This is a genomic window from Pseudodesulfovibrio sediminis (genome assembly GCF_020886695.1).
In the GTDB taxonomy this organism is placed as follows: domain Bacteria; phylum Desulfobacterota; class Desulfovibrionia; order Desulfovibrionales; family Desulfovibrionaceae; genus Pseudodesulfovibrio; species Pseudodesulfovibrio sediminis.
Genome location: NZ_AP024485.1, coordinates 3,338,722 through 3,353,871, shown reverse-complemented (window position 1 = coordinate 3,353,871; position 15,150 = coordinate 3,338,722). Strand labels below are relative to the sequence as shown.

At 58.1% G+C, this 15,150-nt stretch carries 11 protein-coding genes; 8 read left to right on the top strand and 3 right to left on the bottom strand.

What is annotated here, in order from left to right; genetic code table 11:
* Positions 1 to 73: 73 nt before the first annotated feature.
* From SRBAKS_RS15755 to SRBAKS_RS15730, 6 genes are all read left to right on the top strand, one after another.
* Positions 74 to 1,057 (top strand): ABC transporter substrate-binding protein, encoded by a 984-nt coding sequence (locus tag SRBAKS_RS15755; protein ID WP_229591848.1) that lies wholly within the window; start codon positions 74 to 76, stop codon positions 1,055 to 1,057.
* Between the two features lie 16 nt (positions 1,058 to 1,073).
* Positions 1,074 to 1,862 (top strand): ABC transporter permease, encoded by a 789-nt coding sequence (locus tag SRBAKS_RS15750; RefSeq protein WP_229591847.1) that lies wholly within the window; start codon positions 1,074 to 1,076, stop codon positions 1,860 to 1,862.
* A gap of 19 nt (positions 1,863 to 1,881) precedes the next feature.
* Positions 1,882 to 3,717 (top strand): ATP-binding cassette domain-containing protein, encoded by a 1,836-nt coding sequence (locus SRBAKS_RS15745; protein ID WP_229591846.1) that lies wholly within the window; start codon positions 1,882 to 1,884, stop codon positions 3,715 to 3,717.
* A gap of 424 nt (positions 3,718 to 4,141) precedes the next feature.
* Positions 4,142 to 5,209, top strand: a complete 1,068-nt coding sequence (locus tag SRBAKS_RS15740) for a DctP family TRAP transporter solute-binding subunit (RefSeq protein WP_229591845.1) — start codon at positions 4,142 to 4,144, stop codon at positions 5,207 to 5,209.
* Between the two features lie 102 nt (positions 5,210 to 5,311).
* Positions 5,312 to 5,791 carry a TRAP transporter small permease gene (locus SRBAKS_RS15735; protein ID WP_229591844.1) on the top strand — a complete coding sequence of 160 codons (480 nt, stop codon included), beginning with the start codon at positions 5,312 to 5,314 and terminating at the stop codon, positions 5,789 to 5,791.
* A gap of 4 nt (positions 5,792 to 5,795) precedes the next feature.
* Complete coding sequence (locus tag SRBAKS_RS15730; protein ID WP_229591843.1) at positions 5,796 to 7,085, top strand: TRAP transporter large permease; 1,290 nt, start codon at positions 5,796 to 5,798, stop codon at positions 7,083 to 7,085.
* A gap of 85 nt (positions 7,086 to 7,170) precedes the next feature.
* On the opposite strand, the gene SRBAKS_RS15725 is transcribed toward SRBAKS_RS15730, so the two are convergent.
* From SRBAKS_RS15725 to ptsP, 3 genes are read right to left on the bottom strand one after another with little or no spacing between them, the layout of a single operon-like run.
* Entirely contained in the window at positions 7,171 to 8,901 is a 1,731-nt protein-coding gene (locus SRBAKS_RS15725) for a PTS fructose-like transporter subunit IIB (protein ID WP_229591842.1), read from the bottom strand.
* A 13-nt stretch (positions 8,902 to 8,914) separates the two neighbouring features.
* Entirely contained in the window at positions 8,915 to 9,865 is a 951-nt protein-coding gene (gene pfkB, locus SRBAKS_RS15720; protein ID WP_229591841.1) for a 1-phosphofructokinase, read from the bottom strand.
* Between the two features lie 13 nt (positions 9,866 to 9,878).
* A complete protein-coding gene (gene ptsP, locus SRBAKS_RS15715; protein ID WP_229591840.1) occupies positions 9,879 to 12,350 on the bottom strand; it encodes a phosphoenolpyruvate--protein phosphotransferase in 2,472 nt (823 codons plus the stop codon).
* 298 nt (positions 12,351 to 12,648) lie between these two features.
* On the opposite strand from ptsP, the gene SRBAKS_RS15710 reads away from it, so the two are divergent.
* Both SRBAKS_RS15710 and SRBAKS_RS15705 read left to right on the top strand, forming a co-directional pair.
* On the top strand, positions 12,649 to 13,656 hold the full coding sequence (locus SRBAKS_RS15710) for a LacI family DNA-binding transcriptional regulator (RefSeq protein WP_229591839.1): 1,008 nt from the start codon (positions 12,649 to 12,651) through the stop codon (positions 13,654 to 13,656).
* Between the two features lie 312 nt (positions 13,657 to 13,968).
* Positions 13,969 to 15,123, top strand: a complete 1,155-nt coding sequence (locus SRBAKS_RS15705; protein WP_229591838.1) for an efflux RND transporter periplasmic adaptor subunit — start codon at positions 13,969 to 13,971, stop codon at positions 15,121 to 15,123.
* Positions 15,124 to 15,150: the final 27 nt, after the last annotated feature.

The following is a 15,150-nucleotide window of genomic DNA, read 5'->3' as shown; positions in this document are numbered from 1 at the left end:
CCTTGAGACACGCTCGCAACCCATCCTCCCGGAAGGGGCCACACATGACACACCTTTGCAAGGAAGTTCACCGATGATTACACGCAGGGATTTTCTCACCTTGAGCGCCCAGGCCATGGTCCTGTTTCCTTTCCTGACCGCCTCTCCGGCACGAGCGGAAAGCCTGACAAAGCTCACTCTCGCCGGTCCACCGGCACCGTTGAGCCTCCCGCTGGCCCGTCTGGCAAAAGAGACCGGCACACCGGCGCTTCCCGCCATGGAGATGAAGCAGTGGCGCAATCCGGACATGATGCGCGCCTGGATGGTCTCCAATGAAATTCAGGTCTCGGCCGCACCGTCCAATGCCGCGTCCATCCTCTACAACAAGGGGCTCCCTGTTCGTCTGCTGGATGTGAACAACGGCGGCATTCTGAGTATCGTCACCCGCGACCCATCCATCAGGAAATTCACTGACATCAAAGGGAAAAACGTCCTCCTGTTCTTCCGTGGCGACACCCCGGACACCATTGTCCGGTATCTCGCTGTCAAACAGGGGATCAACCCGGATGCCGACATGACCGTCTCCTATGTGGAGTCACCGTTTGCCGCTTTGCAGATGCTGCTCTCCAAACGTGCGGACACGGTCCTGTTGTCAGAACCCGTAGCCACTGCCGCTCTGCTCAAAGGCAAGGCCAACGGCATGAAGTTGACGCGCATCGTCCTTCAGGATGTCTGGGCCGAAGTGACCGGCAGCGCTTTGGCCCTGCCTCTGGGCGGCACCATGTGTCAGGCCTCGCTGGCAGACGAACAGCCGGACGTCGTGGAGGCGCTGCAAACCGGCATTGCACAGGCCGTGGACTGGATCAACCAGCACCCGGCCGAGGCCGCCAAGGAATTCGCCGAGTTCTTCGGGCTCAAGGCGCCGGTGTTGCAGACATCCCTGGAGACCTTCCCCATCCGACGCAGTCCTGCCGTAACAGCGAAAAAAGATCTGGAATTCTATTATTCCACCCTCATGGAGATATCGCCCAAGCTCATTGGCGGCAAACTGCCGGACACGGATTTCTACCTGAGCTAACAAGCAGGCACACACCATGGCTCATACCTCCCAGACAGCATGGCGCAGACTGCGCAACTCCCGCTACCCGGCATTGGGGGTAACGCTCTTCGTCATGCTGTGGTGGGTAGGGAGTCTCTGTTATGGACCGTTCATCCTTCCATCTCCATGGGAGTCCTGCGAGGCGCTCTGGCGGTTGACCATGGAAGGCGCGGTCCTCAAGGCGGCACTGCTCACAGCCGGACGCGCTCTCGGCGGATTCATCATCGCGGCCCTGCTGGGCAGCGGGTTCGGTATTCTGGCAGGACTCAGGCCCGCCATCGCCCAGACCCTCAGACCGGTCATAGCCATGCTGCTGGGCATCCCTCCCATTGCCTGGATCGTGCTGGCCATGCTCTGGTTCGGCACCACCGGGTTCACCCCGGTCTTCACCGTGGTGGTGACCGCCCTGCCCATTGTGTTCGCCGTGGCCGTTGAGGGCGCACGAACCAGAGACAAGGACCTGGAGGCCATGGCGCGCTCCTTTGGCACCCCGCGTTGCATGCTGTTATGGGACGTGCACCTGCCGCATATCCTCTCCTATCTTTTTCCGGGATGGGTAACGGCGCTGGGGCTGGCCTGGAAAGTCGCGGTCATGGCCGAACTGCTCTCCTCCACAGATGGCATCGGCGCGAGCATGGCTCTGGCGCGGATCAATCTGGATACGGCTGAAGCGCTGGCCTGGATACTCGTCCTGCTGACCATGCTGCTGACCGTGGAGCTGTTGCTGCTCGAACCGTTGCAGCGGCGGATGGAACCATGGCGAAAAACCGTCTCGCCATCATGACGCCACCACTGGATGCCCTATGCTGACCTGGAAAAACATCACCCATGACTACGGGGCCGCCCCGGTGCTGGCGGGTGTGGACATTCAGGTTGCGCCCGGCGAAGTCCTCGCGCTGACAGGTCGTTCCGGGTGCGGCAAGACCTCCCTGCTGAACATGGCCGCCGGATTGCTCACCCCTGAGAGCGGACAGGTTATCAATACCTTTGCGCACACCGCGTGCGTCTTTCAAGAGCCGCGGTTGCTCCCATGGCGCCTCACGCAGGACAATATCGCATTCGGCCTCAAGGGCATGGGCATGAACAAGGCGAAGCGTCTTGAAAGGGCTCGCCAACTGGGTGCGCGCATGGGACTGCAACCGGGCGATCTCACGAAATATCCCCATGAACTGAGCGGCGGCATGCGCCAGCGGGTTTCACTGGCACGAGCGCTGGCGGTGGAGCCGGACCTGTTGCTTTTGGACGAGCCTTTCAGCGCCCTTGATGTGGGGCTGCGGCGCGAACTCCAGGACCTTGTCCTTGCTCTCATTGGTGAACGCGAGCTGGCCGCCGTGTTCGTGACCCACGATCTGTCCGAGGCCGTCCGATTGAGCCACCGCATAGCCATACTGGCTCCGTCGCCCGGCCATGTGGTGTACGAGAAACAACTTTCACAGCCCTTTGCCATCCGGGATGCGGATTTCATCCACCGCACGGTGACCGAAATGCTCTCTGCCCCTGCGGTGGGAGCCGCATTCGGAAACAGCGGCAAGACAGCCGAAAGCCCCTCCGTATCCAATACTCAGCCCGCAAAAAAAGAGGTGAACATGGTGGGATTCAATCCTGTCACCATGCCCGAGACAACACTGGCCACGGACATGGCCGGACGCAAAGCCCTGGTCAAAACGCAGATCAACGGCGTGTTCGGGTACAACCCCATGGTCACGGCACTGCTCTTTGCCCTGGCACCCGAAAAAATCGCGGGGTTGGGCATGCCGCCCATGCCCCCCGAGCGCATGCTGGCAGATCAGCCATACCTCTCTTTACCGGTTCTCGGTGTCATGGGAGGAAACTTCGGTGGTGGAAAGAACACCTTTGACAAGGACGCCATACAGCGCAACCGGGTCGATCTGATTCTCTCACTGACCCTGTTCGCCATGGATGAGATTGAAGTCAGCGCCGCCGACAGTCTGCAACAGGAATTGGGGATTCCCGTATTGATATACGACGGAGGCCTGGATCGGACCGGAGAAGTGCTTCGGCGCGTCAGCGTACTGCTGGGGTGCCCGGACAGAGGTAATGTCCTGGCCGATTATTTCGACAAGAAATTCAATTTGATCTGCAAGACGATCGCTCAAATTCCGTTGAATGAAAGGCGCACAGTCTATTATGCTCAGTCGCCGACAGGCCTGCTCACGGAACCCCGAAGATCACGCCACGGCGAGATCATTGAATACGCGGGTGGAGTGAACGTGGCCGAAGTGCATGAACAGCGGGGGTGCGGCCGCACTCCGGTCTGCGCCACTGACCTGATCCGCTGGAACCCGGATGTCATCATCATGCTCTCCGATGAGGGGAAATCGCCGCAACGGCTGTTCAACAGAACCAGAACCGATCCATTCTGGTCCCAATTGAAAGCAACGCGCAACGGCACGATCTACGAACCGCCGGGGGGCATGTACAACTGGTTCGACCGACCTCCGTCCGTCAACCGGCTCATGGGATTGATCTGGCTGACGAACCTGCTCTACCCCGAATGGTTCGACTGGGACATAGTGCAGGAGGTCAGAGAGTTTTATGCGCTGTTCTACCGCATGCAACTCGGTCCGAAACAGGTGGAGACCATGCTCGGTATCAGCTTGCAAAGACGGGCGAACTAGGCGGAACAAACGAAGAAGGCGACCCTCCCCTTTCTCAGGCAATGTTTTGAGGTAGACTTTTCAATTCACCTGTGCTGATATCGTGCGAATCTGACGACGTACCCTAGGGTACGACCAACGAGAGCAAGACATCCCGCCACGTGGAGCAAATCCATCGAAACGGAGGTCTGTCTCGGGATTATCCAGGATATGGGTGGCAACGGTCTGTCACGGACTCATCCGACAGACTCCGACATCACGCGGCATCGCACCATGTGTTCAGCTCTGCGGCGAAACTGTTTCAGTTCGCCGCATGATCCTAACTGCTCATCGGTTCAACCCCTGGTTTATATATAGCTTTTGCCGAAACGCCTGACACTGCGGTCAAACGAACGGAATAGGACGGCGTCTTCGGCTTTAATCTTTGGATGTGGGGAATTGGTTCATGTTGAATCTCAAACGACTGACAAAAACCGCAGCACTGGTCGCTGTTTTCATGATGGTCGCTGTCACTGCACAGGCAGCCGGATTTAAAAAAGAATACAAAATGCAGGTCACGGTTGGCCCGAAGCTTTACTGGGGCATGGGTGCAACAAAGTTCGCCGAACTGGTCAAGGAAAAGACCAACGGCCAGATTATCGTCAAACCCTACTTCGGTTCCGCGCTGCTCAAGGGCGCCCAGCTGAAAAGCTCGCAAATGGTCGCCAAGGGCGTCATCGACTGTGCGATGGATTCCACCATCAATATCAGCCCGGTCATTCCCGAAGCCAATATTTTTCATCTTCCCTTTTTCCTGAACGACTTCGAGACGTTGGACAAGGTCAAGTACGGTCAGGCCGGTGAGGCCGTGTTCGAGGCCATGAAGGCCAAACGCCTCCAGCCTCTGGCCTGGGCCGAGAACGGATTCCGCCAACTGACCAACTCCAAGGTGGCGGTCAAGACCCCTGAAGACATGAAGGGCCTGCGCATCCGCGTTGTCGGCAACCCGCTGTTCATCGACACCTTCCGCGCTCTGGGCGCCGACCCGGTCAACATGAACTGGGGTGACGCTGTCGCCGGTTTCCAGCAGGGCGTCGTTGACGGCCAGGAGAACCCGGTCGGCGTACTGATTCCCATTCAGATCTACCAGTACCACAAGTACGCATCCATGTGGAATTATCTGGTTGATCCTCTCATCATCTACTGGAACCAGCGGGAATGGAAAGCCTTCCCCAATGAAATCCAGGCCGCGATTCTCGAAGCCGCCAAGGAAGCTGGTCGCTTTGAGACCGCACTGAGTCGCGCGGGTCTCGACGGCGAGATCTCCCACGACATCCTGAAAAACGAGTTCAACTACACCATGGAAGTTCCGAACCCCATCTCCTTCATGGAGAGCAAGGGTATGGAAGTGCATCAGCTTACCGACGAAGAACGGGACGCCTTTGCCAAGGCCACGCACTCGGTCTACGACAAGTGGATCAAGGAGATCGGGCCTGAGGTATACGAGAAAGCCAAGGCTGACATAGCCCGCTAACCCGACCTTTGTGACGAATGTATCCTGCCCCGGAAATCGGATTTCCGGGGCAGGTTCTATCATGGGATTGAGACTACTCAACCCAAATTGTGGAGTAAGCTTTTGAAAAAATTATTATTCGGCTTTCGCCTCGACCACTGGCTGGTCGCCATCTGCATGGCCACCATGGTTGGGATTGCCTTCATCAATATTCTGAGTCGCTATATTTTTCATTTCTCGCTGGCCGCGACAGAAGAAATCACCATCAACCTCTTTGTCTGGATGACCGTCATCGGCATCGCCATCGCCTTTGAGCGCGGCGGACACATGGGCATGGTCACGTTCTTCAACATGTTTCCCAAGGCACTGAAGAAGGTCTCCATCGTCATCTACTCGCTGCTGGCGGCGGCTCTCTTTCTGGTGCTCGATTATTTCATGATCCAGGCCATCTATGACGAGATCACCCTGTTTCAGGCCCGGTCAGCCTCCCTTGATATCCCTGTGTGGATCTACTATCTCGGGCTGCCTGTGTTCTCCGTCTTCATCTTCCGGGGTATCTACAAGGATGCCATGACCAAACTGACCGGACAGGAGAAGGAGTAATCACATGGAATTTCTGCTCATCCTCGTCCTCTTTCTTGTGCTCATGTTCATCGGTGCGCCCATCGGCACATCCCTGGGCGTGTCAGCCGTTGCCACCATCATGTATTTCGATCTCGGCGCCGAAATGCTGGGCGTCAATTTCGCCTCAGGCATCGCCTCCTTCCCGCTGCTGGCCATTCCGTTCTTTGTACTGGCCGGCGTCATCCTGCAACGGGCAGGCATCGCGGCGCATATCGCCAATTTCTTTGAACTGCTGGTCGGTCGCGCCGTCGGCGGTCTCTCCATTGTGGCGGTGCTCACCTGCATGTTCTGGGGAGCCATGTCCGGTTCCGGCCCGGCAACCACCGCTGCCGTCGGCATGATCCTGCTGACCCCCATGCTCAAGAACGGGTACGACAAGGCCTTTGCCGGTGCGACCATCGCCAACGCCTCGGACCTGTCCATCATCATCCCGCCGTCCATCGCCTTCATCATCTACGGCAACATCACCTCGGTGTCCGTGTCCGCCCTGTTCGTGGCAGGCATCATCCCCGGCATACTGACCGGTCTGGCAACCATGCTGGTCGCCTGGTACATCTCCTATCGTCGGGGATACCGGGGGCTGGTCTGCCGCGGCTGCATGGCTGACCTGCTCAAGGCGCTGCGCCAATCCTTCTGGGCACTCATGGCCCCGGTGGTCATTCTCGGCGGCATCTATACCGGCATCTTCACGCCCACCGAAGCCGCGGTCGTGGCCGTGTTCTACAGCCTGTTCGTGGCAGTGGTCATCTACCGCTCCATCGGCTGGCGCGATCTGGTGGAAATCCTCGTGGAATCGGCCGTGACCAGCTCGGTGATCATGTTCATCGTGGCCTTTGCCGGCATATTCACCTGGGCGGCGTCCGTGACCGGCGTCATCGACACCATGGCCGATTACATCATCAGGATATCCCCCAACGCCGTGGTCATGATCGTCCTCGTCAATATCCTGCTGTTCGCATTGGGCATGATCCTCGACGCCATCTCGATCTCATATCTGCTCATGCCGATCCTCATTCCGGTACTGTCCGCCTTCCATGTGGACCCGGTTTTCTACGGCGTGATCTTCATCTCGGCCCTGGCCATCGGGCAGGCAACCCCGCCTGTCGGGGTCAACCTGTTCACCGCGGCCAATCTGGTCGGGTGCGAGGTCGACGAAATAGCCAAGGAGGCCATCCCCTACGTTATCATGGACTTCGTGGTCCTGATCATCATCTCCCTAATTCCGGCACTCTCGCTCTTCCTGCCGGAATGGGCCGGACTCTACACGCCATAACGGCCAAACAGCGCAACGACTCGCAAAAGAACTCCCGCACAGTGACGACACTGCGCGGGAGTTCTCTTTTATGACAGGTCAGCGGTTATGCGGCTTCCTCCGGCAGGGGACGCTTGGCAAAGAAGAGTGCCCCGGCAGTGACTACCGTACCAACGACGATGGCCCCGGCGTATGCCGCAAGATGGGTAACCGCGTTGGGAATGGGCAGCACGAAGATACCACCGTGCGGCACCATCAGGGTGCACTTGAGCCCCATGGAAATGGCACCGGTGACAGCGGAACCGAGCATGATTGAAGGGATGACCCGGAACGGATCACGAGCCGCAAAGGGGATGGCGCCTTCCGTAATGAAGGAAAGCCCCAGAACAAAGGCCGCCTTGCTCGCCTCCCGCTCGTCTTCGGTAAAGCGGTTCTTGAACAGGGTCGCAGCCAGCGCCAGCCCCAGCGGCGGGGTCATGCCTGCGGCCATGATCGCGGCCATGGGTTCATAGATACTGGCAGAGAGCAGGCCTACGCCAAAGGTGTACGCCGCCTTGTTGACCGGTCCCCCCATATCGAAAGCCATCATGGCTCCCAGGAGCAGACCAAGGCCCACGGCACTGCCACTCTGCATGCCCTTGAGCCACTCGGAGAGCGAAGTCAGGGCGATTTTTACAGGCGGCCCGATCACATAGATCATCAGCAGGCCGACTACCAGCGTGGAAATGAAAGGCAGGATCAGCACCGGCTTGAGGCCCTGCAGATTCTCCGGGAGCTTGATCTTGTCGTTCAGGAACTGGGTCAGGTAACCGGCAATGAAACCGGCCACGATACCACCGAGAAAACCGGCCCCGACATTGGTGGCCAGCAGGCCGCCAACAAGACCAGGAGTAATGCCCGGACGCTGGGCGATGGAAAAGGCGATGAACGCAGCCAGTACCGGCACGAACAGGGAGAACGCCCCTGCTCCACCGATCTGCATGAGCGCCCAGCCAAAGGTCCCTTCATTGTCCCCGGCATAGATACCGCCGAAAGCGAAAGCCAGGGCGATAAGCAGACCACCGGCCACAACCACCGGGAGCATGTAGGATACACCGGTCATCAGGTGACGATAGGGTCCGGTGCGAACGGCGGAACGCTCCTTCTTGATTTCGGACACCTGATCGACCAGCCCTGCCTTGCTCCCCGGCAAAGCGGCCAACGCGGACTTGATGGCCTGCTCGCCTTCATGCAGGGCAGCCTTGGTCGTGGTTTCATAGAGCGGTTTGGCGGCGAAACGAGCCGTGTCCACAAAGGCATCGGCTGCAATGACCACGGCATCGGCACGGGCGATATCCTCATCGGTGAGCACGTTCTTGGCACCGACCGATCCCTGGGTCTCGATCTTCATCTCATACCCGAGTTTCTCCCCGGCCTTGCGCAGGGCTTCGGCAGCCATGAACGTATGGGCAATGCCGGTGGGACAGGAGGTTACGCCAATGACAAACTTGCTGCCTGAAACAGCATCATCCGTCGGAGCGGCGGTCATGCTCGCGGCTTCGTCCAGAGCCGCCTTGATGACGCCTTCGGTATCACGAATGGCCGTGCTTGTGGTCACGGCGTACAGCGGCTTACCCTGAAAACGCTCGGCATCCACATGAATGTCGGCAGCAATGATGACCACCTCGGCGGCGGCGATGCCGGATTCGGAAAGAACATCCTTGGTCCCTTCCGCTCCCTGGGTTTCAACGCTTACCTCGTGCCCCATACTGGCTCCGACCTTTTTCAACGCCTCGGCAGCCATGATTGTGTGAGCCACTCCGGTGGGACAGGCTGTGACGGCAACGATCTTGGACATAACTTTACCCCCCTTACAGAGTAATGGTGTTTATGACGACTTGTGATTCCAACGCCCGGGCCATGTCCAGGCTTTCAAGACTCGGTCCGGACTGGGCGACAGTGGCGGCGGAAAGCGCCGTGGCCAGACGAACACGATCTTCCATCGGCATGCCCAGCGCCATCCCGGCGACCAGACCGCCTATCATGGCGTCTCCGGCTCCAACGGTACTAACTGGGTCGATTGTGGGCGGACTGGACATGAGCGCATCACTCCCCTCCAGGAAGAGTGCCCCCCGAGCGCCCAGCGAGACAGCGACTGTCTCTATTCCTTCACCATGCAGTCGCCGGGCCTCGGCAACGATATCATCAAGATTCTCCATGGGCCGCCCGACCAGATCGGCCAGCTCATCGTCATTGGGTTTGATCAGCGACGGCACGGACTCCACCGCGGCTTTCAACGCAGGACCGCTGGTGTCGACCACGGCCCTGGCGCCCTGTGTGCGAACAATGTCAATAAGACGACCGACCACCTCCGGCGAAACGCCGTGCGGCAGACTGCCACCGATAACCACGATGGCATCCTTGACGGCCAACTGGCGCACTTCCTCGAACAAAGCCTCCAGATGGGGTGCATCCGGTGACAAACCGGGGAAATTGATATCCGTGGTCTCTCCGTTGTCAGCGTTCAGGACCTTGATCCCGGTACGGGTCTCGCCCGGCACACGGATAAACCGATCGGTGATCCCCAACGCGTCGAATTTGCGTTCGAAGATCCCGCTGTTTTCAGTTCCGAGAAATCCGGTAACCGTCACGGGGAGATCGAACATGCGCAGAAGAAAGGCGATGTTCACGCCTTTTCCGGCAGGGTCCATGCGGTGTTCCCTCACCCGATTGACCGTCCCTGCGGCAAATCCGGGCACTGAACACGTCAGGTCGATAGCCGGGTTCATGGTCACGGTGACGATAGGAGTCTTTTCTGTCATGTATTTCTCCGGTCTAGGGCAGCGTGAGCGTCCTGACCTGATTGTTATCAATGCAATTGAGGGCCTTCTGGGCAAGTTGACGGGCCTGAGTCATGCTTATGCTGCGGATGTACGACTTGATCGCCGCGATGCTGGGCACAACCATGCTCAACTCCTTGACCCCAAGCCCCACCAGGATCGCCGCCCCCAGCGGTTCCCCGGCCAAACCACCGCAGACGCCGGTCCAGATACCGGCTTCGTCCGCAGCCTTGACCACCTGCTCGATCATGCGGAGCACAGCCGGGTGAAGGCTGTCCGCGTGCGCAGCCAGAGTGGGATGGACCCGATCCATGGCCATGACATATTGCGTGAGGTCGTTGGTCCCCACGGAGAAGAAGTCCACCTCGCGGGCAAACTCCCGGGCCATGACGGCCACGGAAGGCACCTCGACCATGATCCCGATCTCCACGGGGGAAGCCCCTACTTCGATGCGGGCCTTTTCCGCCAACCGCTTGGCCGCGGCCAGCTCGCTCATGGTGGCGACCATGGGGAACATGATGCGAATGGGACCGAATTCCGAGGCCCGGTAAATGGCGCGCAGTTGGGACAGGAACAGCTCGGGCCGATTCAGGCACAGACGAATGCCGCGCACACCGAGGAACGGATTGTCCTCGGCAGGCAGATCCAGATAGGAGACGGCCTTGTCTCCACCGATATCAAGTGTCCTGATGATGATGGGCAGCCCGTTGAGCGCTTCGACCATGGCCTTGTAGCTCTGGAACTGCTCCTCCTCGTCAGGCGGCGTCTCGCGTTCAAGAAACAGAAACTCCGTCCGCATCAGCCCCACGCCTTCACCACCGGCGTTCACGGCCTTTTCCGCCTCGTTGGTCTTGCCGATGTTGGCAGCCACTTCAATACGAGTGCCATCAAGAGTCAGGGCGGGTTCGAACCGGGAACGATACTCCTTGTTGCGGAGCGCATCCAGCTGTCGCTTTGCGGCTTCAGCGGTCTGTACGTCCTTGGGGCTGGGCTCCAGATAGAGATTGCCCGTGTTGCCGTCGAGGATGGCCTGTGTGTCGTCCTGTATCTCCAGAACAGTGGGACCGGCGGCAACGATGGCGGGTATACCCAGAGAACGGGCAATGATCGCCGAATGCGAGGTTGGCCCGCCACCTGAAGTACAGAAACCGAGAATCAGACCTGGATCAAGCTGCGCCGTATCCGAGGGCGTCAGGTCCTCGGCGATGAGAATAACGGGTTCGGTGGGGATGAACGGCTCGTCCTGAACAACGCCCGCCAAATGACGCAACACACGCCGACCAACATCACGAAGATCCATGGCGCGGGCCGCCAGCACTTCATCCTTATGCTGCTCCATATGTCTGACACGCTCATCAATGATCTGCCGCCACGCATACCCGGCGCTCTTCCCTTCCAGAATAAGCGCCTCGGTATCCGCCAGCAGTTCAGGGTCTTCCAGAAAAGCTTCATGAGCCTTGAAAATGGCTGCACTGGGTTCGCCGGTCCGGGCGCGAACCTCCACATACAGATTATGCAGGTTGCTGTGGGCTGCGGAGATAGCCTGCTTAAGTTCAATCAACTCGTGCTGCGGATCTTTGGCAATGGCCTCCACAACAATACGCCGATGGGTGTATTGACGTATCGGGCCACAGGCCAACCCTGGAGAGGCCATGCACCCCGGCACCACACGCTTGACGTCTTCGGGTGTCCAGCCGTGCTCCACCTGAGGAACGGCCTTCTCTTCTTCCTGTTCGCCTAGCCCGTGATCCACGGCTTCCTTGAGAGCGGCCAGCGCGGCCTTGGCGTCTGCGCCCCTGGCATGCAGGCGAATGGTCTTGCCCCCGCTGACACCGAGCTTCAGGAGCGAGGCAAGGCTTTTGCCGTTGCCGGAGCGGCCATCGTATTCAGCGTAAATTTCCGCATCGAAAGTCTTGGCGATATCAACGAAATAGGTGGCCGGTCGGGCATGCAGCCCGTGATCGCCCATGATGGTCACATCCACCGCGTGATCGAAATCAAGGGTATCCAACTGCGGACCGGGACGGCTGACCGTGGTGGCCCCGCCGCTCAGGGCGCGGACGATATCGGCCGGATCCTTGGTGGCGGCCAGCATTTCAGTGACCTCGGCATCATCAAGGACATGGGTGAGGTTGGTCAGGATTTCAATGTGCTCATCGGATTTGGCCGCGATACCCACAACGAGATGGACCACTTCCCCGGTGTTCCAGGTCACGCCGCCCGGCACCTGCAATACGGCCACGCCGGTCTTGCGGATCAGCTCCCGGTTCTCGGGCAGGCCGTGTGGAATGGCGATGCCATTGCCCAGAAACGTGTTGGCCACGGCTTCACGCCGCTTCATACTGTCGATATAGCCGGGCTCGATAAATCCCTGGCTGACAAGAATGTCTCCCACCTGCTCTATGGCATCAACTTTTCCCGACGCCTGCGCTCCCAAAACGATGTTTCCTTCACTCATTTGAACCATGGCCTACCTCCTCAAGAAGCTCTCTTGGTACTTCACTTGTAAACGATTACATTTTTTGAGTCAATATGTACTTCAATAAAATGACTCTGCTTTTTTGTGTATATATTCAGCGGGGTCTTCCTTTTTAAACGACAACACAGTGTGTATTTAAAACAAATACAATCAGCATGTTACACTAAATTATTTTTCATACAAAAATCTCACATCACTTTTGTGACACTGCACCTGAAAGCAAGAGTTGAAAATTGTTGTGAAAACGATTACATGTAAATTACCATATTCACTGTATGAGGCTAACATGAAATTGAAAGATATAGCCAGAGCAACCGGAGTATCCACTGCCACCGTCTCCCGCGTTTTGAGCGGAAAGGACAATGTCAGTGAAAAGATGCGGCAAAAAGTGTTGCAGGCCGTAGAAAAATTGAATTACCGCCCCAACAGGGCTGCGCAAAGCCTGCGGTCCAAACGCTCCAGCTTCATTGGTCTGATAGTGGCCGACATCCAAAGCCCGTATTTCGCTTCACTGTGTCGTGCCGTCGAGGACGTGGCCCTGCAAAACAATTTCAGCGTCATTCTGTGCAATACCGATGAGAATACCGACAAGGAACGCATGTACCTGGACATGATGTACGCCCAGAACGCGGCAGGCATCATCCTGGCTCCCACTTTGTCTCTCTCGGAACAGTTCACGGACGAACACTCCATGGAAACACCCATGGTCGTCATTGATCGGCAGGTCCGGGGCTCAACCGTGGACATGGTGCTCATTGACAATGTCCTGGCCGCACGGGAACTCACGGTGCATGTGGCGCGTCAAGGCTATCAGCGCGTCGCAGGATTGTTCGGAAAAGACAGCACCACCGGACGGCAACGACGGGCCGGATTTGAGCAGGGATTGCACGAAGCCGGATCAGCCGTCATCCCTGAATTGATCGTGGATCTCCCTGCCAAGGAAGAGGACGCCCACAAGGTCATGACCCGTCTCCTCGCGTTGGCCGAACCGCCTGACGCCGTCATCACCAGCAGCGGTCTGCTGGCAGCCGGAGCCTTCCGCGCCATTCGCGACAGAGAGCTTCCCGTGCCCGAGGCCATCGCCTTTGCCACGTTTGACGAATCCCTCTGGACAGCCATGACCCGCCCCTCCATCACCGTAGTGGAGCAGCCCACATATGCCATCGGTCAAACCGCCTGCGAAATGCTCTTCAAGCGAATTGAGGACCCGACCCGACCCACCAGACAGGTGGTCCTCTCCAGTAAACTCGTTGTCCGCCAATCCTGCGGCGCACTCCGTGCCGCAACAGAATAGCCCCTCCGACGTAACCGCCCTATATTCCACTCATTACACATCAAAAAGGTCCATTATCATTGCCACATAGGCAAGCATTCCAGGGCATCGACAGACATCTGCCTCTACCACTCTGCCGCATGCCACAGATTCGGTCGTATTGCAGCAGGAGCCATGCTGTGTTTCTTTTTTTGCACTCGACACATAAAGGTAACGGCGTGTTAACCGCTTCTTAACCCTGATTACTGCTAGTACCCGGTCTTGAATGGTGCGGAACAGATCAGCGTATCCCCCGTCCCCCCCACTACAACACATAATGGAGACGATAATAGTATGCGTATCAAAACCCTATGGCTGTCATTGGTATTGACCTCAGCCGCCATGTTTCTTCTCTCCGGATGCAGTGGAGATGAACAAGCCCAGGGCAATGCGGCACAGCCGCGTATTCCTGCCGTGGATATCATCACCGTCAAGGCCACCCCGTTTAATTCCATAAGGGAATTGCCCGGGCGTATCTCCGCGGTCAGAAACGCTGAAGTCAGAGCCCGCGTGGCAGGTATTCTGCTCAGCCGCAATTTCGAGGAAGGGAGCGAAGTCAAGAAGGGGCAGGTGCTCTTCCATATTGATCCGGCTTCCTTCCTGGCCGCCCGTGCACAGGCCATGGCAGACCTGGCAAAGGCGAAAGCCAGCATGCTGGACTACGAAGCGACCCTGAACCGCTATCGCCCCCTGCTCAAGGCCAAGGTCATCAGCCAACAGGACTACGACACCGCCGCCGCCAACTACAAAGTCGCCAAGGCCGAAAAACAGGCCGCCGAAGCCGCAGTCAAGACAGCCAACCTTGACCTGAGCTATGCAACCGTTGCTGCCCCCATCTCCGGCAAAATCGGTGCCGCCTATGTCACCGAAGGCGCTCTGGTCGGCAAGAACGAAGCCACGGCGCTGGCCAAGATCCAGCAGCTTGACCCCATCTATGCGGACCTGAACGAATCAGTGGACGAATACCTGCGGATGCGGGCCGCCATGAACGCCAGCAAAAAATCCGGCAAGGAACCTGAGGTCTCCGTCTATCTGGAAAGCGTGAACTACACCCAGAAGGGCCGTCTGCTCTTCTCCGATGTCTCTGTCGATGAAAAGACCGGTCAGGTCTCCCTGCGTTGCGAATTCCCCAACAGTGACGGGATGCTCCTGCCCGGCATGTTTGTCCGCATTCAGATCAAGATGCCTGCGGATGGAGAAGCCCTCTATGTTCCTCAAAGAGCGGTGACCATGTCCGTAACCGGTGACTCCTCCGTGTATGTTCTGGACGATCAGGACACTATCCAGGCCCGACAGGTCAAGCCCGGCGCAATGCGCGACAGCCAGTGGCAGATCCTGCAGGGCATCAAAGAGGGAGACCGGGTGGTGGTCAACGGCGCGGGCAAGGTCAAGCCGGGAATGAAGGTCATCCCCAACCAGATAGACCTCGGTTCAACGGTCACCCAATAGCGTAGACACCACACAACGCAACAATCC

Bases quoted from the DNA above. Each gene is read 5' to 3' on its own strand.
- SRBAKS_RS15745 (WP_229591846.1), top strand. From the start codon at position 1,882: ATGCTGACCTGGAAAAACATCACCCATGACTACGGGGCCGCCCCGGTG.
- SRBAKS_RS15725 (WP_229591842.1), bottom strand. From the start codon at position 8,901: ATGTCCAAGATCGTTGCCGTCACAGCCTGTCCCACCGGAGTGGCTCAC.
- SRBAKS_RS15705 (WP_229591838.1), top strand. From the start codon at position 13,969: ATGCGTATCAAAACCCTATGGCTGTCATTGGTATTGACCTCAGCCGCC.
- SRBAKS_RS15755 (WP_229591848.1), top strand. From the start codon at position 74: ATGATTACACGCAGGGATTTTCTCACCTTGAGCGCCCAGGCCATGGTC.
- SRBAKS_RS15740 (WP_229591845.1), top strand. From the start codon at position 4,142: ATGTTGAATCTCAAACGACTGACAAAAACCGCAGCACTGGTCGCTGTT.
- SRBAKS_RS15750 (WP_229591847.1), top strand. From the start codon at position 1,074: ATGGCTCATACCTCCCAGACAGCATGGCGCAGACTGCGCAACTCCCGC.
- SRBAKS_RS15710 (WP_229591839.1), top strand. From the start codon at position 12,649: ATGAAATTGAAAGATATAGCCAGAGCAACCGGAGTATCCACTGCCACC.
- SRBAKS_RS15730 (WP_229591843.1), top strand. From the start codon at position 5,796: ATGGAATTTCTGCTCATCCTCGTCCTCTTTCTTGTGCTCATGTTCATC.
- pfkB (WP_229591841.1), bottom strand. From the start codon at position 9,865: ATGACAGAAAAGACTCCTATCGTCACCGTGACCATGAACCCGGCTATC.
- ptsP (WP_229591840.1), bottom strand. From the start codon at position 12,350: ATGGTTCAAATGAGTGAAGGAAACATCGTTTTGGGAGCGCAGGCGTCG.